We start from the raw sequence: 23440 nt of genomic DNA on the forward strand, positions 1-23440 counted from the left end.
CTGGCCTTCAGCTGAGCCGGGCCGTTCCCATCAAGACACCGGCGGACGGGAGGCGGGCCAACAGCACATCGCCCATTGCCGCTGCCGGCGTAAGCACGCCCCGCAGCGGGGAGAGGCGGTCGCGGTCCAAGGCCAGCGCGAGGCCGCTCTCGCCCAACAGTACTGAGGTGCCCTGGTAAGCGTCGCACGGTTGCGCGAACGTCGCCACGTAGCGGACGCCGGTCGACGTGGTGGTGTAGGTCTCGACGGTGTAGTGGCCGCGCTTCCGCGCGCTCTCGGCGGGACCGGACCCTGGTTTGGGCGTGATGCGCTCCACCAGCCGGCGGGAAACTCGGCGCAAGTGCTTGTTGCCGAGGCCAAAAGCACAGGCCAAAGCGCCGCTGGTTGTCGCCGAAGCGATCGGCGCCGCGAGCGATTTGCCGAGGCTCATGGTTTCCGAGTAGCGGAAAAGCCGACCATAGGGCCAGCCCTGTAACGCATTGCTACGTCGAACTATTCGTGTGTTATGCGGAGCCATCACAAATCCGCCGACCCCGAATCGCGCAAGCTCGGGCGCGATGTCGCGGCCTCGACGCCTCAGGAAGTCCGGCTGCGCCCCGAGTTCCGGTTCGCCGGCGCGGTCGGTCGTCAGCGTGTAGGGATCGTCGATGATCCTGCGGACTTGCACGTCGGTAGACGCGGCGCGCATTGTTTCCAGTATTGATGCGACGGTGCCCCCGGATGCGGCGGATTGGCGAAAGAATCGCAGCACCAATGTCGTGTCGCAAAGTTCACCGGAGCGGTCCTCAATGACGCGGCGGTAGAGCTGATAGACATTGAGATCCGAAGGGACCGAGTCGAATCCGCACGAGACCACGATCCGCGCACCCGTGTCGACGGCCTGGTCGTGGTAGCATTCGATGCTCCTTCGGACGAACAACAGCTCCCCTGTAAGATCGGCGTAGTCCGTTCCGGCGGCGGCGCACGCCGCCACCAGTGGCAGGCCGTACCGGGTGTAGGGGCCAACGGTCGTCAACACCACTCGAGTCCGCCTAGCCATCGCCGCCAGCCTCGTTGGCTGCGACGCCTCGGCGACGATCAGGGGCCAACTCTGGGCGGCCGGGCCGAGCATCCGCCGCACTGCCAACAGGCGATCACTGCAGCGGCCGGCCAGCGCAATTCGTGCCCCCGAGCCCGCATGCGCGAGGTACTCGGCCGTCAGCTTTCCGGAGAAGCCACTGGCACCGTACAAGACGATGTCAAACTCGCGCTCAGCGGTCACTCCATATCCCAGCTGTCGCCGGCGGGAAGGGAGCACAGCAGTGAATGTATTGCCTTCAGCGGCTTTTCCCGTCCCGGCAAATGTGCATGGTGCTCGATGAACAGCAAGCCGGCGAAGGTTCCACAACTGTAGAGGTCGACCGGGGTGCGGGTGGGAAAGTGCAATTCGCTGTGGAAGTCGGACACCTCCAAGCCCGGTGGCGTGCCCAGGCCAGGGATCGTGCCGGTGTCTGTACACAGCACGAACTGCGGCAGCCCGGGCGGAGTGCCATCGTATTGCAGATTGAAGTGCAAGGTAGACTGCTGGATCACGCCGTCGGACAGGTCGGCTCGAAAGGCATCCGCGATACCGTGGGCTACGTCGACGAGTTCGGTTTCCGGTCCGATCTCCGCAAGGTAGATCGCCACCCCCAGCGGCAGCGTGCTGCCGGTCAGGCTTGCCGGGGGAGACAGTATGTATCGTAAGTCGACGGGATAGATGTACGGGATCGGAATGTGCGGCGTACCACGCAGTTCCCACTCGGTCAGCAGGATGGCTGCGGCCACCACGGAGTTCAGGCTGAGTTGGTTGGCACGGCCAAACTCCACCAGATCGGACGTCTCTTGCTCGGTGAACCGGATGCGTGCTACCGGAATGGGTGCTACTGCATCAGGGTTCGGCGGCATGGGTGGTGCTTCGGCTACGGGCAAGTCGTAAGCGAACGTAGCCGGGTACAAACGTTCGAGCCCAGACCGGACCTGCTTCTTGATTCCGCGCTGTTCGAGCAACACCTCCAGCGGCTCGGGTGCGGCTTGCGGAACGACCGGGCCGGGGTCGCCAGTCTCCACCACCTTCGTGTAAAGGGTGAAAAGCTCCTCGAGAAGGCCGAATGCATGGTGGGCATCGGCCAAGCTGTGGTGGGTATACAGTGTCAGTGCGCCGCCTGTGCCGTTACCTTTCCATCGCAGATGCATTAGTGACTGGGTCTGATCGAGTTGTGCTCCCGCTGGTTTCGGTGTGGCGGTGCGGTCGGCGTCGTCGTCGACTACCCAGAGCCCGGGGTGTAAGAACTCATCGACCACGATCTGGTGCCGGCCGTCATCAGCTTTCTCAAGGTGGCCGGTGAAAACCGGATAACACCGCAGGAGCGTGTCAAAAGCGGCCGACATCGCGTCGACGTCGACGGCACCCTCGAGGTGCGCCGTGAACGCAAAGTAGGTCTCGTTGACCGCGAACACTTCTTCGCTGCGAGCCAGCCTTCGGATAACGGATCCGGGAAACACCGTAGAACTCCCTTTTCAGTGCGTGCTGCCCCGTCGATAAGCCACGAGTGTCGGAGCTACGCATATCGCGACGATGGCCGTGGACCACAAGAGGGTGGCGGTCAGGGGCCATCGCACCGGACCGCCAAGCGACAGTCCGCGCATCGCTTCGATCGCGTAGGTCATCGGCTGGTGTGCGACCGCCGGACGTATCCACTTTGGAAATTGATCCACCGGCAGAAAGCCGGTCGAGAAGACGACGGCGAGAAGGTGTACGAGTGTAACTGCCTCGAGCAGAAACGTTTTCGCCGTATACAGCGCGACCATCGTGACGAGCGTCGCGTACGACAGCCCGAATACTACCGGGACGATCAGCCAGGACAGGCTCGCCAGTGCGCTCTGATGGAAGCGAAAACCGAGCAGCATCCCGACGGCGAGCAAGAACGCCGTCGTGATGACGATCCGAACGGCCTCGGCGGCGATCCGCGAACAGGCACCCGATGCGCGGTGTACGGGAAGCACCCACAACCGCCGAAGCAGCCCGTCGTCTCGCTCCCCGATAAGGCCGATCGCCCCGACTGCCGATCCGTTGATCGCAGCGGCGAGGGCGTTCATCGGAACGCTGCCGTATAGCGCGCTGTGCCCGGTGATCTGTGAAACCATGTGCCCGAGCACGATATTCACAGTCAGCAGAAACAAGATCGGCAACACCAAAACCTCGACCACCGCGGTGAGATCGCGCGACCACCGTAGGAGGATCCGCCGTGTCTGCACCAGGGTCTGCGGGATAAGCACCCGCGCGGAACTTTCGTCGCACCGCCGGTTCCCGTCGGGATTGGTGACTTTTTCGTGGACCAGGGTCATCGTGTCCGCCTTGACAGCACCGTTGCCGATGCCGGTACCAGGATTGCTGCCAATCCGCATAGCCACGCCAACGTGGGCACCAGCACGGACCAGGTGACCGTTCCGCCAAACGGTGTGGTGTCACCGGCCAGCGCGCGGAGGGTGTCCACAATTTTCGAGACCGGCTGGTTGCGCACAATGGGCTGGATCCAGGGAGGAAACTGGCCGACGGGTTGCACGCCGACAGAAAGTAGGCCAAAGATCAACGGCGGCAGGATCAGTAGCGGCGTCATGGCCTCCGGGTTTCGGGTTGCGGTGCCGACCAGGTCCGCTGCGAACGACAGCAACGCCCCGACCACGAGCACTAGTACGCAAAAGGCGAGCGAGTAGACCGCTGACCGGTGGAAGCGAAATCCGATCAGGTGGCCGCACACGAGCGCTACTACCAAAGAGACCAGGCAACGGTACACAGCGGCAGAGATGCGCGCTGCCACCGGCGTGACCGGTGAGATCGGCATCGATCTGAACCGCCGGTTGATTCCCTGCACGGAGTCGGTCGCCGCGCGGAACGCCGTCGACATCGCAGCGAATGTAATGGCCTGTAATGCGATCAACGGCATGATGTACTGCGCGTAGCTGCTGGCGAATCCTCTCGTGGCGGCGCTCATGACGTCGTGCAATGGGATGTAGAAGCCGGCTGTGAAGACCACCGAGGACGCGATGGTGACTTCGATTTCACCGTTGCGCAGCGTCGGCGAGATGAAGCGGTAAGTGAGGACCCACCACTGTGCGAGCGCCCCGGGGCGGGGCCGCGCGCGAGCCGGGGACGTCACTGGACGGACTCCGCGACAGCGGTGTGTGGCTCGGGGGAATTCCCTGTCAACGCGAGGAATACTTCGTCCAGCGACGGGCGTCGCAACGCGACGTCGACGACATCGATATTGGCGGCGGCGAGCCTCCCCACGATTGCGATGAGGGTGCTGGCACCATCCGGTGCCGGCATGGCGATTCGATCTGATGCGGACGTCAAAGCGGCCCTGTTCTTCTCCGGCAACAAAGAGCCGAGCGTCTTGGCGATCACGGGCAGGTCGCTGAGATCCTGCGGGACGATCTCGCAATAGCTGGCGCCGGTTCGCGCCTTGAGTTCATCGGCCGTTCCCTCGGCAATGATGCTTCCGTGGTCGATTACAATGATGCGGTCGGCAAGGGCGTCGGCTTCCTCGAGGTACTGCGTGGTCAATAGTGTGGTGATCCCGGCGGTTTTGAAATCGCTGACTAGATCCCAAATCTTTTGTCTGCTACGTGGATCCAATCCAGTGGACGGCTCATCCAAGAAAACCACTTGAGGCGGGACCATAAGGCCGCACGCGATATCTACCCGCCGCCGCATTCCGCCCGAGTATGTTTTCACGCGCCTGTTGCTGGCATAGGCTAGTGCGAATTCTTCGATCAATTCTTCGGCGCGGGCGCGCGCGTCCGACTTATCGAGACCGTACAGCCGACCGAACATGACGAGGTTCTCTCGCCCGGTGAGCATGTCGTCGAGGGCCACGTGTTGGCCGGTGAGCATGATCGACCGGCGTACGCCGGCTGGCTCGGAGACGCAGTCATAGCCGGCAACGATCGCACGTCCTCGATCCGGCCTGCTCAGAGTCGACAGGATGTCTACGATTGTGGTCTTCCCCGCCCCGTTGGGCCCGAGGAGACCGATCACCTCACCGCGACCGACTTCGAAGCTGACGTCCTGCAAGGCCACCACCTCGCCGTAGGTCTTGCGCACCTGATCGACCACGATCGCCTTGCCGAAACCCCGCGCGGCGTAACTCATTGGATCTCCCTTCAACCCTCGAACGTTATGCGCCGGACAAGTCCACGAGGGCCAGGTCCACAGGCCTTGATGCGCCGTCGGCTTCGCCGGGGACGGTGCGGATGGCGTCATCGATGAGAACCCGTAGGGCTAGCGGGAATCGGTGTGCCAGAAGCTCGGCCGTTGCGCGTGCAACGCGGCTTGTGTCGCACCACCAATCGAGATGAAGCATGCCCGAGTGGCGGTACACCCGAAACTCCATGGCGTGGCCCAGACCCGGAATTGTGTCGCGAACCGGTCCGATTGCCGAAATCGTGTCGGAATCAAATTGAATCGGCGCATCGGTGGGGGGCAGCTGCGGAATCATGCCCACGTACCGGAAGTGGATGTCGGCGGAGCCCGTCGCCGCCAATTGCCGCGCGGTGGGCGCATAGACGTAACGCAGTAGTGCGTAGCCGATTCCGTGGTGGGGGACGGACTTGAGGGTGTCGCCAACTGTGGACAGCAGCGTCGCCGCGTCGCTGTCCCCCGTGCACGGTACCGGGACGGGGTAGACCGTCGTGAAGCGGCCGACAGTCCTGCGCAGGTCCACCTCGGGTCTCAGCACCGTCCGCCCAGTGCCTTCCAAATCCACCGAGATCAAGCCCTCGCCCACAGTTTGGGCCATCGTCCGGCCCAACGTCGCCAGCAGGATTTCCTCCATCGACACGCCGAGTCTGCGGCGGGCGTCGTCGATCTCGGCTGTCTGATCAACGGTCAGCGCCGACGGTAGCCGGGCCAGGTCGCTGAAATGTGGCCGGTCGGATACCTCGGGGTCGCCCAGCCGCAGCGTTGATCTGGTGGAGTTCTCCAGCCAGAAGTCTCGGGTACCCAGGACCGCCGGGTGCGTCGCCAGGGTCGCGGAACGCAGAGACCATTCGCGCCATTCGGCGCTGGCAAGGCGCAGCACGATGTCCTCACCCGCAAGTCGCTGGGTGAATGCGGTGAGCAGGTCGGCCAGCAGGATCTCGCGAGAAGCGTTGTCCGCTACGATCTCGTGTACCGACAAGATCAGGTAGCTGGCGTCTTGCCCAATGGACTCCGGGCCCGAAACATGGGTGGCGGTCAACAGCGCGGACAAGTCATTTAGCGCCACAGCCTCAGCAACGATGTCTCGCACCGCGGCTGGCAGCGCAGCGGGCAGGCGGTCCGAGCTGGCTTCGACGTCGCCGGAAAGCGAACGGGTCGACAGCCGGTCGAATTCCTGCGGTGGCGCGATGTGCTGCTCCCACGCCCCTGCACGCTCGACGAGACGAAGGCGCAACGCGTCGTGATGGTTAGTCACCGCGGTGAGCACGGACCGGACGTCCTCAACGCCCACGCCCGGCGCGAGTCGGAAGACGAGGGGGAACCGCCAGCGGCCGGGCTCTTGCACACCTTGATCGAAAAACTGCGCGACATTCGGCGGCACCGCGAAATGGGCGGTCAGGTCAAGAGGTTTCGCCAAGCTGCCTGCCGCTTCCTTAGCGTCGACGTGCGTTGCCAGCATGGCCAGTGTCGGATGTCGGTAAAGATCCTGCGGCGTGACATCCAAACCTGCATCGGTGGCGGCGGCCGAGATGCCGATCGAGATCAGTGAATCGCCGCCGAGGTCGAAGAAATTGGCATTGCGGTCGATCGATTTGACGCCCAAACAGCGCAGCCAGATCTGCCGTAGTGCCGCTTCGGTTTGCACCTTGCCATCGGCAGCCCGTTTGGAGTGGGTGCTGGCGTCGTTAATGGGGGTGTTCGATAGGGCGGGTCGATCGGTCCAGGTGATCGGCGTCGGATCGATCCAATGCCGTTGATGGGCAAAGGGGTATCCGGGGAGTGACACGATTCGCGGATTCGGTCCCGTTGCTGGCGACCAATCGACTTGCACGCCTGCCGCCCACAGTTGACCGAGGCCGAGCAAGAAGGTGTCTCGATCATCGCTGTTCTGGATCGGATGCCGCATGAGCCGAATCGCGCGGTGGCCGTCCGACCACTTCGGGTGCCGCATTGCTGACCCCGTCAGGCCCCCACCCGGGCCCACCTCGACGAGGATCCGACCCGGCTCGCTCAGCGCCACGCCGACCTCGTCGGCAAACCTGATCGTGGAGCTGATTTGGCGGGCCCAGCTCGCGGGGTCGGTGACCTGTTCGTCGGTCATCCACGTTCCCGTCAGGTTGCTGAGCAAAGGGGTGTGCGGGCGCCGAAGCTCGATGCCGGAAAGGAACTCCTGGAACTGTGCGGCCATGGGATCCATCGAACTGGAGTGGAACGCGTGGGTCGCGCGGACCCGTCGGGCAGTGATGCCGACCTCGCGAAGACGTTGGGTGAAGGCCCGGATCTCGTCATTCGGCCCCGCGACGACGCAGTGGCCGGGATCGTTCACTGCGGAAAGGTCCACCCCTTTGTGGGCGTATTCCGCCAGGTACGGGGCGATGACTTTGGGACCCACTGCCACCGCGACCATGGAACCCGGTGGGGACTCATGCATCAGGCGGGCGCGCAGTGACACCGTTTTGATTGCCGTGTCGAGATCGAATACCCCGGCCAGGGTGGCCGCGATGTATTCACCGGTGCTGTAGCCGATGTACGCTCCAGCGCGCACCCCGTATGTTTCGACCAGCCGCGTAAGTGCGTATTCGACCGTAAACAGGGCCGGCTGAGAATAGTCAATCCGCTCCAAGTCTGTTGTGGCGTCGCCGAATATCTCGGCGCGTAGGTCGATGCCCATCTCGTTACGGAAGCGGGAGGCGCACCTGTCGAAGTGTTCGGCGAAGACAGGTTCGGAGGCGTACAGGCCTTGGGCCATCCCTACGTGCTGGGCGCCCTGCCCGGGGAACATGAACACGAGGAGTTCTGAGCCGGATTCGGTATTCTCGCCGATGGATTCCCCGACAAAAACGTTGTCGTGGTCGGATGCGCGCAACACCGTCGCCGCGTGTTCACGGTCGTGAACTACCGCCACCATGCTGAGGCGGTGTTTGCGGCGCCCGGAGAGGGTAAACGCGGCGTCGGTTAGGGCAGGAGCATCCGGCCTGACCAATGCCGCCGCCAGCGCAACACGGGATTCCTGAAGTGCCACTTCGTCTTCCGCCGAAACGAGCAGCACCTGCGGGCCGGCGGGCTCGAGCCGCGCTGCGGCAGGGGGCGCCTCCTCAATCACGACGTGCGCGTTGGTCCCCCCCACGCCGAACGAGCTGACCCCGGCCCGCAGCGTGCCCTCCCATTCCCAGGGGCCGTACGCACTTTGCACGGTGAACGGGGTCTCGTCGAGACGCAGTTCCGGGTTGGGGGCCGTGTAGTGCAGCGTCGCCGGGATCGCTTTGTTCTTCAGGCACAGAATGGTTTTGATCAGACCCACAACACCGGCCGCCACCTCCAGGTGGCCGATGTTCGACTTGACCGAGCCTAGAACACAGGGAGCCGCACGGGTTGCCGCCGATACGGCGAATGCGGTTCGCAGACCCTGGACTTCGATGGGGTCGCCTAGCGGGGTACCCGTTCCGTGTGTCTCGACGTAGCTCACGGTGGAGGCATCGATGCCCGCCACGGCGTGGGCTTCGGCGATGACATGGGCTTGAGCGGCCGGATTTGGCGCCGCGTAACCCATTTTCATGGATCCGTCGTTATTGATCGCCGAACCGCGGATGACGGCATGAATTCGGTCGCCGGCCTCGATGGCGGCCTGCAGCGGTTTGAGAACCACGATGGCCACGCCGCTGCCGAACACCGTGCCATCGGCCCGCACATCGAAGGGCCGGCAGTGCCCCACCGCCGATACCATCGATCCCGGCGAGTTCCAGTAACCCACATGGTGGGGGATCGACAGTGACACCCCCCCGGCAAGCGCCATGTCGCATTCCCCGCTGAGCAGGCTCTGACAGGCCAAATGGACCGCAACGAGCGACGACGAGCATGCGGTCTGGACCGTGATGCTCGGTCCTCGAAGATTGAATTGGTGGGATGCCCGCGTTGCCAGGAAATCCTTGTCGTTCTGGAGGAACAGGTTGAATTGTTCGAAATTGAGGCCCTGCCCCATGGCGGCGTCGCCGGCACGGTGCGACATCAGGTTGTGCAGGAGGTAGCCGCTGGGGGAGCTGGTTCCGTAGACACCGATTGAGCCGCCGAACCGCGCCGGATCGCAGCCGGCGTCCTCGAACGCGTGCCAAGCGCACTGAAGAAACAGTCGGTGTTGTGGATCCAGCAGCCGAGCGGATTGCGGTGGGAAGCCGAAGTACTCAGCGTCGAACTCGTCGAATCCTTGGATGACCGGTGCCCGCCGGACATACGCGGGATTTGCCAATGCTTCATCGCCAATCCCGGCAGCCCGTAGTTCTTCCTCTGAGAATGTGACGATGGATTCCTCGCCGCGTCGCAGATTGTCCCAGAACTCCGAGACGCTATTCGCCCCCGGGAACTTACCGGCCATACCAACGACCGCGATTGCGCTGGCCGGCAAACTCTTTGCGTACGACTCCGGATCGGTGCTCATCGTGGTTGTCCTCGCTTCCGCCGCATCGCGGCTTGTTGACGCGCCGCCGCGCGCTGCTGTGCCCGGTCGCGAACCTCATCGTCCGAGTCGAGTGCCCACGAGTCCTCTCGGAGACCGATCTGGCGGGCGAGATCGGCCGTGAGGTCTTGTAGCGACGCGCCCTGTAACAGCAGCGTCACCGGCGGTTCGACCCCGAAATCCACACGGGCCGTGTTGCGGATCCGCACGGCCATCAGGGAATCCATACCCAAGTCGACCAGCGGCACGGTAACGTCGACGGCCGATCGGTCGGCGTAGCCCATCACCGCAGCCACGCGCGTGCGCAGTCGTTCCGTCATCATGCCTTGTGCTTCGCCGGGCTCGAGTCCGGTCAGCGCGTCGGGACCCGCCCAGTCACCGCCGTCGCCGGCGGAGTCTAGTTCCTCGACCACGTCGGTGAAATAACCGAGGCTGCGGATTTCTGGGAAGGCGATCAGCGCCCGATCGGGACGCAGCCGTCCCACGCCGGTGTGGCACCGGCGGGTGCGTAGCAACACTTCCAGCGCCGTGATGCCCTCGGCAGGCGTGATTGGATCCAGGGGACCGCCCGTGAGGCTGCGGGCAAGCCCGACCTCTGCCCACGGTCCCCAGTTGATTACGGCCGCCGGCAGGCCTGATGCACGTCGCCAGTCGACCAGCGCGTCGAGCCAAGCGCTGGCGGACCCGTATGAGCTCTGTCCGGGACCGCCCAGCATGGAAGCGGTAGACGAAAAGCCTAGCCACCAGTCCAGTTCACAGCGAGTGCTTGCTTGGTGCATTCGCTGGGCACCGACGACCTTGGGGGCCCACACGCTTTCGAGGCTCTCCTTGGTCATGGAAAACACGAGGCTGTCGTCAAGGACCGCGGCCCCGTGCAGGATGCCGCGCAGGGATGACTCGCCCGCAGCGGCCACTAGCCTTTCTGCGACACCTTCAGCCGCCACATCGCCGGTGACGACGACGATTTCAGCCATGTCTTCCAGCTCTGCCAAGACCGTGCGCTGTTCGTGTGAGGGTTCGCCGCGGCCGTTGAGGACGACTCGGCCCGCGCCGCTGTCCACCAGCCACCGCGCGAACACCAAGCCGAGCCCGCCCAGCCCGCCGGTGATGATGTATGACGCCCCGGCCCGGACGACATCGTCGGTCGTGGACTCGCCGAGGGTGGCCCGCGAAAGCCGCTCGACGTAGCGCCGCCCACGTCGCCATGCAATCACGTCATCGATCGAGTCGCTGACCACCGCAGTCAATTCGGCGGTCAACGCTGCCGTTGGGTCCCAATCCGCATCGAGGTCAACGAGCGTGGTGCTCAGCTCGGGGTGCTCGTAGGCCAGCACACGCACCAGGCCCTTCAATGCGCCGATCCCGGGTTGTCCCGGCTCGTCATGAACCGCAAGGCCGCCGGTGCTAATGAGCCACAGCCGAGGCGGCTGGCCATGCCAGCCGCCGACGATCGCGCGAACGACGGTCGAAATCGCCCAGACCGATCCCTTTGCGCGGGCGATGCCGGCGTCGGTGACGCCCGGATTGGATCCGACGAAGGCGACCACACCAACGGGAAGGTAGTCGGGATCGCCTGCCGTTTCGGCAAATGCGGCCAGCACGGCAGCCTCGTCGTTCAGGTCGGCCGTGAGCACTCGGCGTGCGGGGGTGCGCCAGCCGGCTACGAATTGTTCGATCTCGGGTGCTGGCGCGTCGGCGAGCACGAGCCAACTACCGGATGGCTCGATGTGCACGGCACCGAGAGGTTTGGTCACCCAGACTGTGTCGAAGACCTTCTGCGACAGCGGAAGCGGCACGCTGCGCCGTTCCACGCGCCGCAGATAGATGTCGTTGATCTCTGCCGTGGTCGTCCCGGCCTCGTCGGTGAGGACGATTTTGCCGATCTTTCCCGTTCCACTTTCATCAAGGCTGGCTAACGAACACCGGCAGCGGGCGCGCCGGCCCGGGTTGCCGTATACTCGCAAACTTTCGAATGACACTGGCAGATAGCTGGTTTCGCCCGCGCCGGTCATTTCCTCGTCCGGCATCGCGGCCGCCAGGCTTTGCAAGGCCGCGTCCAGCATCACCGGATGGATCCGATACCTCGAGTCACGGGGCGCTTCGTCCGGCAGGACGATCTCGGTCTCGGCGCAACCGCCCGGTAGACGGTGAATCGTCGTTAGGGCCGCGAAAGCGGGACCGTGGTGTTGACCGATGCGCCGCAGCGCAGCGTACAGGTCGGTTGGCTTGACGGCCGTTTCGCTTGCGCCACCGGTGGGCGCGGCCTGATTGGGGGAGGCATCCGGCATCCGCCTTTCGGCCTTGGCCGTGGCGTGTCGAGACCAGCGGCGCTCGGTTGAGCGGCAATAGATTTCGATACGGGTCTTCTCATCGGCGCCAGGGGTCAACTGGGTGGCCAGCTGTGTGTGGTCGTTGAGGGGGAGCATCTGCTCGACCTCGAGTTGGTAGATGGACAGGGCGTCGGCCGGCACGCCGAACGCTTCGCTGGCTGCGGCCAGGGCGATCTCGGCGAATGCCGCGGCCGGCATGGTGGCTTGGCCGAACACCTTGTGGTCGGCGAGCCACGGGGCCACCTGGGTGCCGACATCGACCTGCCAGACATGGTCCCGGCTCGACGGGACCTCGATGTGGCGGCCGAGCAGTGGATGGGCGTCGGAAGAGTCCGACATCGCTGACCGATCGGCGACCCAGAAATTGTCGTGCTGCCAGGGTGTTACGGGAATGTCGACTGGTCGGCCTTCGGTGGTGGCCGGTGCGGCTTTCCCCACCGCGGCGAGACGCGCGTGAAAGGTGACGGTGTCGTCGGCATCGCGTTCGAGGGTGCCGATGGCGTGTGTGTCGGCATCGCCGAGGGTGTCGGCGATGGCATGAGTGAGTAACGGGTGAGGACTAACCTCGATGAAGGTACGGTGGTCGGCGCCGGCGCCGGTGATGGCTTGGTGGAAGCGGACCGGCTCGCGCAGGTTCGCGGCCCAGTAGTCGGCATCGAGCAGCGGTGCCGGATTGTCGCACGTCGTGGTAATCATCGGGATCGTCGGCCGCCTGGGCGCCAAATCGGCTAGCGCCGAACGCAGTTGCGGCAGTATCGGCTCGATGATCGGGTGATGGGAAGCCACGTCGACGTCGACGCGGCGCGCCAGTAGGTTCTGCTGGGTCACCGCAGCGATGATCGCGTCGACCTGCTCGGGGGGACCCGCGATGACCGATTGGCGCGGTGAGGCGTGTACGGCCAGCGTCACCTGCGGGTAGTCGGCGAGGAGCGCCTCGACGGCGCCGCCGCAGAGTTCCAGCAGGGCCATCGCACCCTGACCGGATAGCCGCGCCATCAAACGTGAGCGGTTGGCGATCACCCGCAGCCCTTCTGTCGCGGTCAGCGCGCCGGCTACAACCGCGGCCGACACCTCGCCCATCGAGTGTCCGATTACGGCGTCGGGTTCGACGCCGTAGTGGCGCCACAGCGCGGTCAGCGCTAGTTGCATGGCCACCAGCACCGGCTGGGTGTTGTGGATGCCTTCCACCTCGCGGCCCTCCACCAGGGTTTCGCGTAGCGAAAAGCCGGTCTGGGCAACGAATTCGGGTTCCAGTTCGCCGATGGCGGCGGCGAAAGCCGGTTCGTCAGCCAACAGTTGGCGGCCCATCCCCACCCATTGCGAACCCTGGCCGGAGTACACGAATACCGTGCCGTTGCCGCGAGTGGCCGTGATCGCCCCCACGACGCCGGGCGCTGGGCTGCCAGCGGCCAAGGCCCGCAACCCCGTAGCCGCAGCGCGGAGGTCCCGGGCGATGACGGCACCGGACTCGGAATGACGGGCCCGGCGACGATACAACGTGTGTGCCAGGTCTGCCAGCGATACCGTGGCGCCCTGGCCGTCCATCCAGTCGGCCAGGGCCGCGGCAGTCGAGGCCAACCGCCTCGACGACTTGCCGGACACTACCAACGTCGAAACCACTGCCCCAGAGGCGGTCCGCGGTATGGGCGCCGTAGCGGGCGCCTGCTCGATCACGAGGTGAGCATTCGTGCCACTCAGTCCGAACGACGACACCGCCGCGCGACGCGTGGCGCCGCTTGGCCAGTCGGCGCCCTCGGTGGGCACGAAAAACCGGCTGGACGAGGCGTCGATCGCCGGATTCCAACGGCTGAAATGCAAATTTTGCGGAATGTGTCCCCGCTCCACGGCCAGGATCGCCTTGATCAGTCCGGTGACCCCAGCGGCCGCCTCCAGATGTCCGAGGTTCGTCTTGACCGACCCGAGCGCGCAGCGGCCGCTGCCTCGTCCGTAGGTGGCGGCCAGCGCCTCGAATTCGATCGGGTCGCCCAAAATTGTTCCGGTGCCGTGTGTTTCGATATAGTCCACGCTGCCCCCAGGCACGTCGGCCAGCCGCAGCGCCGCGGTGATCACCTCGCGCTGCGCAGCCGCGCTCGGGGCGGTCATGCCGTTGGAGCGCCCGTCCTGATTGATCGCCGAACCGCGGATGACTGCCAGCACACGGTCGTCGTCGCGCGCCGCATCGGCCAACCGCTTGAGGACCAGCACTTCGCACCCCTCGCCGCGCACGAACCCGTCGGCCATCGCGTCAAAGGCCCTGCACCGACCTGTCGGCGACAGGGCGGACCACTTGGACATCGCGATGCTGGTGAATGGCGACAACGACAGGTGCACCCCGCCCGCCAGCGCCACGTCGCTTTCGCGCAGGCGCAGGCTTTGGCAGGCAAGGTGGACCGCCACCAATGATGACGAACAGGCGGTGTCCACGGCGACGGCCGGACCACGCAGCCCGAGCAGATAGGAAATCCGCCCCACCGCGGCGCTGTGCGGGTTGCCGGTGCTCATGTAGGCGTCGATCTCGGCGCGGTGCTCTAGATTGAGGATCGTGTAATCCCACGCCGACAAGCCCATCATTGCGGCGGTTCGAGTGCCGCCCAGTGAATCCGGTGACATGCGGGCGTGTTCGAGCGCCTCCCAGGCAACCTCGAGCAATATCCGCTGCTGGGGGTCCATCGCCTCGGCTTCGCGTGGGGTGATGCCAAAGAAGTCGGCGTCGAACCCGGCGACGTCATCGACGAACCCCCCCCCACTTCGTCGTCATCTTCCCCGGTGCCTGTGGGTCCGGATCGTAGTACGCGTCCGCGTCCCACCGGTCGGACGGCACCTCGCCGACAGCGTCCCGGCCCTCGATCAGTAGCTGCCAGAAGCTCTCCGGTCCATTCACACCCCCCGGCAACCGGCATCCGACCCCGATGATCGCCACGGGTTCGGCGATATCGGTCGGGAATGCCGTTCCCGCGCGGACGAGTTCACGCGCCAGTACCTCGCGCGCCTTCGGTGACATTTGCGCCGCACGCTCAGCGAGACCGGTCATTGCTCGCTGCCTCCCGCCGCCGTTTCCAGTTCGCTCGCAGCGACAAGGTCGGACAGCAATTCCATGTCCTCAACCGACAACGCGGCCTCCGCATCGGGCGTCTCCGCGGTGTCGTCGGTTGTCGCGTAGCCCAGGCGCTCGCACATGGCGGCGGCTAGGTCGTTGACCGTCGGGTATGCCCAGACGAGGGCGGCCGGCAATGTGGTGCCGAGCCGGTATTCCAACCGGTTCCGCAACTCCAGTGCCATCAGCGAATCCAGTCCGAGCGACTCCATCGGCCGGTCATGATCGATTGGCCCGCCCGAGCGCACCACCGCCCGGATCTCGTCGGCGATCGCCGCCGCGAGGCGGCCCGCGCGCTCGCCGGGGTCGATGGCATCCAATTCCGCGCGCATCGCTCCGCCGCCGCGCCGCTCCGGCTTTGTCGTGTTGTGCAACTTGGCAAACAGGGATGATCCCGCAGCGGCGGGGAAGGATTGGAACCACTGGCGCGCGTCGAGGCTGAACACACCGGTATGCGCCCGGTCGGCCGCCAGCACGCGCTGCATTGCTGCCAGCCCCTGCTCGACCGAGATCATCGAGACGCCGAGATCGGCGAAGGATTGGGCTCGTCCCACTTCGGCCCATGGGCCCCAGTTGATTCCGACGGCGGGCAGTCCAAGGAAACGCCGGTAGGCGACCAGACCATCGACCCATGCGTTCGCGGCGGCGTAAGCGCCCTGGCCTGGGGCGCCCAGCAACGAAGACGCCGACGAGAACGTCAACCACCAGTCCAGGTTCAAGTTGGCGGTGGCCTGATGAAGACGCCAGCTCCCGGTGACTTTCGGTGCGAACACGCGTCGTGCGGCTGAGTCGGACATATTCAATACGATCTCGTCATCGAGGACCATTGCGCTGTGCAAGACTCCGGCCACTCGGAAGCCGTGGCCTTCGACCCTTTGGACCAGCCGCTCGGCGGTGTCGGGTTGGGAGATGTCACCGACTACCACCTCGATTCGGCGCCCAGCGGCGTTGAGTTCTGCGATCGCGGTTGCAACGTCATCATTCGGAGCCGAACGCCCGTTGAGGACAACCAGTCCCGCGCCTTGCTCCGCGAGCCACCGAGCAACGGCGAAGCCGAGGCCCCCCATGCCGCCCACGATGACGTATCCGCCGTCTGAGCTGACCAACAGCTGTGGTGGCGGACAGGCGATCGCTTCGACGTTCCCGGAGCCCGGTATCGAGACGGCGATTTTGCCGGTATGCCGGCCGGACGCCATCAGTGCGAAAGCGTCTCCCGCGTCGTGGAGCCTGAAGACCGTAACCGGAAGCGGCTGCAGTTTGCGATCCGTCACATGCTGCAGGATGTCTTGGAGCTTCCTTCGGTATTGCGCCGGTTGCAGCTTCAGATTCAAGTCGAGGTCGACGACCGTGAATGATGCGCTTTTCGCCAATGCGGCCAGACCCAAGTTGGCATTGGCGTGGACATCCTTTTTGCCTAGCTCGATAAACCGTCCACCTGGTGCGAGTATTCTCACCCCGCGTTGGATCGCTTGGCCTGGAAGCGAATTGAGGATGACGTCCACACCGTAACCGTCCGTGACATCGAGTATCTCATCCGCGAAGTCCACACTCCTCGAATTCCCGACGTACTCGATGCCAAGCCCACGCAGCATTTCGCGTTTGGCATCCGAGCCGGCTGTGGTGTAGATCCGCGCGCCGATCATCTTGGCGATCGAAATCGCCGCCAGCCCGACGCCACCGGTGGCTGAATGGATGAGCACGCGTTCACCCGGGGCCAGTCGCCCGATCTCGCAGAGCGAATGCCAGGCGGTCAGGTACGCGATGCCGAATGCCGCGGCTTCGGGATCCGACAATGTGCCGGGGGCAGGGGCGGTGAGGTCAGCGAGCGTGGTCAGATGAGTGCCGAATGTGCCGGGGCCGAAGGCAATCACGCGCTGCCCGATCTCGACGGAGTCGACGCCGGCACCGATGTGCGTCACGACCCCGACGCATTCGCCCCCGATCACGGGCGGCGCGCCATCGAGTCCGGGGTACACACCCATCGCCTTGAGCACGTCGCTGAAGTTGAGGCCCGCGGCGAGGACGCGGAGCTCCACCTGACCGGGCCCAGGCGGGATCCGCTTCATCGCATGCAGTCGCAGCCCATCCAGCCGCCCGGGTTGGTCGACCTGCAAACGAACCGCGCCGCCGCCGTCCAGGTTCACGATGATGCGGCGAGGGTCACGGGCGAGGTCACCACTGGCCGTGGTGGGCGCCGCCATTAGTCGGTTTACATATCGTTGCCTGCCCCGGAAAGCGAGTTCGTCGGCGTCGCAACCGGCGAGCAGCTCCTGGGTCAGCGCGCCAAGTTCGTCAGTGCCGCCGGCCTCGATGTCGACGACCGTCGCCTTGAGTTCGGGGTGCTCGAATGTCAGGACGCGCGCGATTCCCCGAAGTCCTGCCTGTGCCAGCGTGACTCGATCAGCGGGGTCGAATTGTTGCGCGCCGCGGGTGACGATCCACAGCCGCGGCGTATTCCGGGTGCCCATTCGGGTCACGGCCTTGACGATGTCCGCTATCAGCATCGTGCGCGTCAGGGCCAGGTCCAGCTGGCTTTGCTCCGGCACCGACTCATCGGCGGCTCGTGGTGGGCAGACCACGACGATGCCGTCCCACTCGCGGCGCCGGGTGATCGTCGAGCGAAGTTCCGCAGCGTCCGTCAGGGATATCACGTGGAGGTCGGCGACGGCGTCTCGCAGTGACGACTGCAGCGCAGGCAGCAGCGGGTCGCCGGTGGAGGAGTCGCCGACCAACAACACACCGCCGAGGGTGCTTGGCGGCTTGTCCCGAGGGGCGGGCTCCCACTCGGTCGTGAACATGCGGCCGGTGAGTTCCATCGCCGCGGCCCCCGGCCCCAGCACCGCCATCTCCACTTCGTCGATGACGAGCAGCGGGTGGCCGTCCGGGTCGGTGAGCACTATGTTGCCAACGAACCGGTCCCGGCTGTCGGTGGGTTCAAGTGTGGCCATCGAGCGGACGCCGTCCGTGATGTCGCCGTAGACATGGATGCCGGCGAAACGTGTTGGCAACACGATGGTTTGGCGAGCGGTCTGGCCTTGGGCCAACTCGGTCGCCTGCTGGGTTGCGCCCAGTGCCTGCACCGCAATGTCCATCATTACTGGATGCAATGCGAAGTGGCGGGAGCCCGCCTTTGCCGAAGGAGGAAGCCGCACTTCTGCGCAGGCGGCACCGGAACGGGTGGCGGTGAGACCCACGATGCCGCGAAACGCCGGCCCGTGTTGTTGCCCGGCGCCGCGCAGCCGGTCGTAAAGCCCGTTGGGCGCAAGCTCCGTCACGAGGTCATCGGAGTCATCGACAACCGTTTGCAGCATCTGCGAGTCGGATTCGCGAGCAACCGTAGCGGTAGCGTGTTTGGTCCACCCCGACGCGGAGTTGTGGGTGCGCATTTCGATGTGGCACGTTCGCTCGTCCCCCGTGAGCGTTGTGACGAGAACGGTGCCGTCGGTGACGTGGAGGACCTGCTCGAGGCTGAGGTCGCGGATCATCCAGGGCCGGTGGTCTGGGTCATCCGACTCGTTGTTCGCGTCCGCCGCCGCCGCGAGTGCGATCTCGGCGTAGACCGAACCCGGCAGCACGCACAGGCCGTCGATCACGTGATCGGCGAGCCACAGCAGGTTCGGGGTCAGTTCGCATTCCCATATCCGGGTCCCCGTGGTGGGTTCGGTGACACCGATGCCAAGAAGGGGGTGCGTGTCTGGCGAATGGCGCGCGTGCGGCGTTGCGGGGATCCAATGATGAGTGTGCTGCCAGGGTGTGGTTGGAAGGACGGGGTGCGGTCCGCATGCATGCGGGGTCTGCGGTGGATGCTTGCGATGAGTGGTGTTGAGGTTGGTGTGGAAGGTCAGGGTGTCGTGAGCGTCGCGCTGCAGCGTGCCGACGCTGAGATAGCCGGGACCTTCACGCGCCGTGAGGCTTTCACCGATGGCATGTGTCAGCAAAGGATGACCACTGATCTCAATGAAGGTGTGGTAGTCGGCTGCGGCATGGGTTATCGCTTGTTGGAAGCGGACCGGGTTGCGCATGTTGGTGGCCCAGTGTTCGGCATCGAAGGCCGCAGGGGTATCGAGGTCCTCATAGGTGGTGGAGATGACCGGGATTGTCGGGGTTTGGGGGGTCAGGTCGGCCAATTGCGAACGCATCGGGGGTTGTAGGGCGTCCATGGCCGGATTGTGTGGCGCGACTTCGATGTTGACCCGGCTGGCGAAGCGGTTTTGCGCCCGCACCTTCTGTATGAGGTCATCGATCGTTTGGGTGGGGCCGGCGATGACGGTTTGGCGCGGTGACGCGTAGATGGCCAGGGTGACTTGCGGATGCTCCGCGATCAGTGCCTCGGTGGCGGCGGCGTCGAGCTCGAGCAGGGCCATGGTGCCCTGTCCGGTCAACGGAGCCATCAACCGCGACCGCGTCGTGGTCACCCGCAACCCTTGGGCGGGGGTGAGCGCCCCGGCGACCACCGCGGCGGCCACCTCACCCATGGAATGGCCGATCACGGCATCGGGGGTCACACCGTAAGAGCGCCACAGCGCGGTGAGCGCGAGCTGCATGCCGATCAGACCCAGCTGGATCTGCTCGATGCCGACCAGTTCTTTCCCGTTGGCGATCACCTCATGCAGCGAAAACCTGGCCTCGGCAACGAATACGGGTTCTAAGTCTGCGATCGCCGCGGCGAATGCGGGCTCGTCGGCCAGCAGCTGGCGCCCCATCCCCGCCCACTGTGAGCCGCGGCCCGAGTAGACGAATACGGTGCCGGGCCCAATCGAGTCCTCCGGGCAGGCCACCACACCCGGGGCGGGTTCGCCGGCGGCCAGGGCACGCAATCCAGTCACAGCCTGCTTCCGGTCAACGGCGGCCACAGTGGCGACCTTGGGCTGCCGCGCACGGTGATGGTTAAGGGTGTGTGCCACATCGGCCAAGGCGACCTCGGCGCCTGGGCCTTCCAGCCAATCGGCCAGCACCGCCGCCGTCGCGGCGACCCGCTCACTCGTCTTGCCCGACACCACCAGTGTCGACACGACAGGCGCGGCGTCACGCGGGACGGAAACTGCTTCGGGAGCCTGCTCGATCACCACGTGCGCGTTCGTTCCACTGACGCCGAACGACGACACCCCGGCTCGCCGGGGGTGTTTGGTCGCAGGCCATTCGGTGTCCTCAGCGGCGATGGACAGCCGTGACACACCCTCGCCGGCATGTGGAGTGAGCGCGTTGAAATTCAGGTTCTGCGGTATGCGGCCGTGGGTGACGGCAAGCACGGTCTTGATGAAACCGGCGATCCCGGCCGCGGCCTCCAGATGACCGAGGTTGGTCTTCACGGCTCCGAGTACCAGGGGAGCGCGGCCGTCCCGATCGGTGAAAACCTTGCTCAGTGCGTCGAGTTCGATGGGGTCGCCGAGAGGAGTTCCGGTTCCGTGCGCCTCGATGTAGTCGATATCGGCCGGCGTCAACTTGGCCGACTTCAGCGCCTGGCGGAGCAACTCCTGCTGTGCCGGGCCGTTAGGAACAGTCACGCCACTGCTGGCGCCATCCTGGTTGACCGCCGACCCACGCACCACGGCCAGGATGCGGTTGCCGTCCCGCTGCGCGTCGGACAACCGCTTGAGGACGACGACGCCGCAGCCCTCGCTGCGTACATACCCGTCAGCGCTCGCGTCGAAGGTTTTGCACTGCCCGTCCGGCGACAGCATGCCCCAGCGCGAGCAGGCGATGCTGGTGCCGGGTGTCAGCAGCAGGTTGGTTCCGCCCACCAATGCCGTGTCGCTTTCGCGCAAGCGCAGGCTTTGACAGGCCAGGTGGATAGCCACCAGCGACGACGAACACGCCGTGTCCAGGACCACCGCCGGACCCCGGGCGCCGAGCAGGTAGGCGATCCGCCCGGCGGCGAAGTTCGCCGAGTTGCCGGTCAGCACATAGGCGTCGAGTTCGTCGGGCGAGACCGCGCCGGACAGGGTGAGCATGTAGTCGTAGGCGGTGACGCCGACGAAGACCGCGGTTTGTGTACCCCGAATGGCCGGCGGCGGGATCCCCGCGTTCTCCAGCGACTCCCACGCCACTTCGAGGAACAACCGCTGTTGCGGATCCATCGCTGCTGCTTCACGTGGGGCGATGGAGAAGAACTCGGCATCGAATTCGCTTGGTTGCCAACTCGTTAGGAAGCCGCCTTCGCGATTGCAGATCGTCCCCGGGACGGTGTGGTCCTCACTGAATAATGCGTCGGCATCCCATCGATTCGCAGGAACGCGGACGATGCCGCTTCGCCCGGCGCGCAACAGGTCCCAGAACTCTTCCGGGTTGTTCGCCCCGCCCGGGAATCGGCAACCCATCCCTACCACCGCGATCGGTTCGGTGTTTGCACTCTCCGCGGCCTCGAGACGCGCGGTGAGGTCTTCGATCTTGTGCAGTGCCTCGGTGATGACGGCCCTGCGGTCGGGGGGCGAGGTGGTCATCGCGTTCCTCGCAGCCAGCCCGAAAGTTGTTCCAGCAACTCGGTTTCGGTGAACTCGGCGTAGGTGTCGGCGGCCTTTCCGCTTTTCGCTTCGATCAGCTCGGGGAGTTCGGTGGACAGGTGGTCGGTCAGGCTGTACACGGTCGGGTAATCGAAAACCACGGATGCCGGCAAAGACTCACCCAGCACATCCGACAGGCTTCGCTGCAGCGTCACGCTCATCAGGGAGTCCATCCCTAGTTGGAAAAAGCCTGTCGAGGGATCCAGCGGCTCGGTGGGCGCGCGACCCATCACCTTCGCGGCCAGCGTGGCGACCTGGTCGAGCAGCATGTCGTGTCGGCGCTCCGGCTGGCATTTCCGCAGCGCGATGCGGAAGTCGCTTTCGGCCCTGGCGCGATTCACGGTGTGCACCCGAATTAGGTCATCGACGATGTGTAAGGTTGCGCGGGTTCGGTAGGCCTCTGCCAGTAGTGGCCAGTCCGCGTCGACCAGCACGGAATGGACTCCGGCGGTGGGGCTCATGAGCAAGGGTAGTGCGGCGATGGCGGTTGTGTCGTTCATGGGTTGGAGGCCGGATTCGTGGCTGATTTGGGTGAATTGGTGTTGGGTGTCGGCTAGTGATTCCCATAGGCCCCAGTTGATGGTGGTGGCTGGGAGTCCCATTACGCGGCGTGCGTAGGCCAGGGTGTCGAGGTAGCCGCTGGTGGCGGTGTAGTGGGCTAGCCAGCGTGAGCCGGTCAGCCCTGAGATGGAGGAGAACAACACGAAGTGGCGTAGCGGTGTGGTGAGGGACAGCCGGTGTAGCAGGGCGGCGGCGTCGAGTTTGGGTGCGAACATGGCCGCGATGTCGTCGTTGGTCATTTCGCTGAGCAGGGTGGGCTGGCCGGCGAAGGCGGCCAGGTAGATGCCTTCCAGTGGGGGCAGGTCGCCGCCGAATTTGTTGAACAGTGCGCTCATCGCGGTTTCGTCGGTGGCATCGGCGGCGACGGTGACCACGATGGTGCCTTGGGCGGCGAGGCTTTCGGTGAGTGCTTGCAGGCGTAGGCCGGGCTGGCGTGATACGGCGACGATGGTCTTGGCGCCCATGTGGGCGAGTTGGCGGATCAAATGTGGTCCGATGTTGCCGGTGGCGCCGATGACCAGTTGGCTGGCGTCGGGGTCGAGGGTGACTGCGTCGGTGGGCAGGTTGCGCTGTTGCAGTCGGGGTACGTGGCGTTGGCCCTGCCGGTAGACAATCTGGTCTTCCCCGTCGGTGGCGGTGGTTTCTTCGAGCAGCTGGCGTGCTAGGAGCGCGGCGGGAACTGAGCTGTCGAAATCGATGATCTTGCCCCAGATTTCGGGGTGTTCTAGGGCCAGCGTGCGTCCCAGGCCCCACAGCACCCCGTGGGCGGGGTTGGCCCGATCTCCTTCACACACCGGCTGGGCATTGCGCGTCACGATAATCAACTTGGCCGACATGTCACTGGCCGCCATCGCCGCAGCAAGCACACGCACCTCATCAAACAACCGATACGCCAACGCGACGTCGATGGGGTCGTCAGGGGCCGGGGCAGCGTAGAGCACGTAGCCGACAACGCTACGCTCTTCACCCGATGCGCCCGACTCGACATCGTCGGCCAGCACGTCCGTGATGCGGGCCAATTCTCGCGCTAGTTCGGTGTGGCCCACCACCAGCCATTTTCCGCCGGTTGGCTCAGGATCAAGGTGTGGCTGCGGTTGCCATCCAATCTGATGAGACCAGTCATCGAATGGGAGTCCACCGCTTGTCTGCTCTGCACACGTGTCCTTTGCGACCTGGTCCTCAGATCCCAACGGCACCAATTCTTGTGAGCTCGTTCCTTTGGTGTTGGTCCAGTGGTGGGTGTGGTGCCAGGGTGTGGTGGGGATTTGGGGGTGTGGTTCGGGG

At 65.0% G+C, this 23440-nt stretch carries 8 protein-coding genes and 1 pseudogene; all 9 read right to left on the reverse strand.

Annotated elements, in window-relative coordinates:
* Positions 1-7: 7 nt before the first annotated feature.
* Positions 8-1261 carry a saccharopine dehydrogenase family protein gene (locus BST11_RS09455; RefSeq protein ID WP_083137653.1) on the reverse strand — a complete coding sequence of 418 codons (1254 nt, stop codon included), beginning with the start codon at positions 1259-1261 and terminating at the stop codon, positions 8-10.
* The gene (locus BST11_RS09460) at positions 1258-2523 is read right to left on the reverse strand and encodes a phthiocerol/phthiodiolone dimycocerosyl transferase family protein (RefSeq protein ID WP_083137655.1); all 1266 of its coding nucleotides are present in this window, start codon (positions 2521-2523) and stop codon (positions 1258-1260) included. Before BST11_RS09460 ends, BST11_RS09455 begins: the two co-directional genes overlap by 4 nt.
* Positions 2524-2538: 15 nt before the next feature.
* Positions 2539-3366 carry an ABC transporter permease gene (locus BST11_RS09465; protein WP_083137657.1) on the reverse strand — a complete coding sequence of 276 codons (828 nt, stop codon included), beginning with the start codon at positions 3364-3366 and terminating at the stop codon, positions 2539-2541.
* Positions 3363-4178 carry an ABC transporter permease gene (locus tag BST11_RS09470; protein WP_083137658.1) on the reverse strand — a complete coding sequence of 272 codons (816 nt, stop codon included), beginning with the start codon at positions 4176-4178 and terminating at the stop codon, positions 3363-3365. Before BST11_RS09470 ends, BST11_RS09465 begins: the two co-directional genes overlap by 4 nt.
* Positions 4175-5173 (reverse strand): ATP-binding cassette domain-containing protein, encoded by a 999-nt coding sequence (locus BST11_RS09475; protein WP_083137659.1) that lies wholly within the window; start codon positions 5171-5173, stop codon positions 4175-4177. The genes BST11_RS09470 and BST11_RS09475 overlap by 4 nt, the downstream gene beginning before the upstream one ends.
* A 25-nt stretch (positions 5174-5198) precedes the next feature.
* Positions 5199-9653, reverse strand: coding sequence for a type I polyketide synthase (locus tag BST11_RS09480; RefSeq protein ID WP_083137661.1), 4455 nt, complete (start codon positions 9651-9653; stop codon positions 5199-5201).
* Positions 9650-15032, reverse strand: a pseudogene (locus tag BST11_RS09485) (type I polyketide synthase). The gene BST11_RS09480 and the pseudogene BST11_RS09485 overlap by 4 nt, the downstream one beginning before the upstream one ends.
* On the reverse strand, positions 15029-21535 hold the full coding sequence (locus tag BST11_RS09490) for a type I polyketide synthase (RefSeq protein ID WP_083137662.1): 6507 nt from the start codon (positions 21533-21535) through the stop codon (positions 15029-15031). Before BST11_RS09490 ends, BST11_RS09485 begins: the two are co-directional and overlap by 4 nt.
* Positions 21532-23440 (reverse strand): beta-ketoacyl reductase (locus tag BST11_RS09495; protein WP_211284687.1); only part of this gene is annotated, 1909 nt, incomplete at its 5' end. The genes BST11_RS09495 and BST11_RS09490, both read right to left, overlap by 4 nt.

Origin of the sequence: Mycobacterium alsense, from assembly GCF_002086635.1 — a bacterium.
Lineage (GTDB): Bacteria > Actinomycetota > Actinomycetes > Mycobacteriales > Mycobacteriaceae > Mycobacterium > Mycobacterium alsense.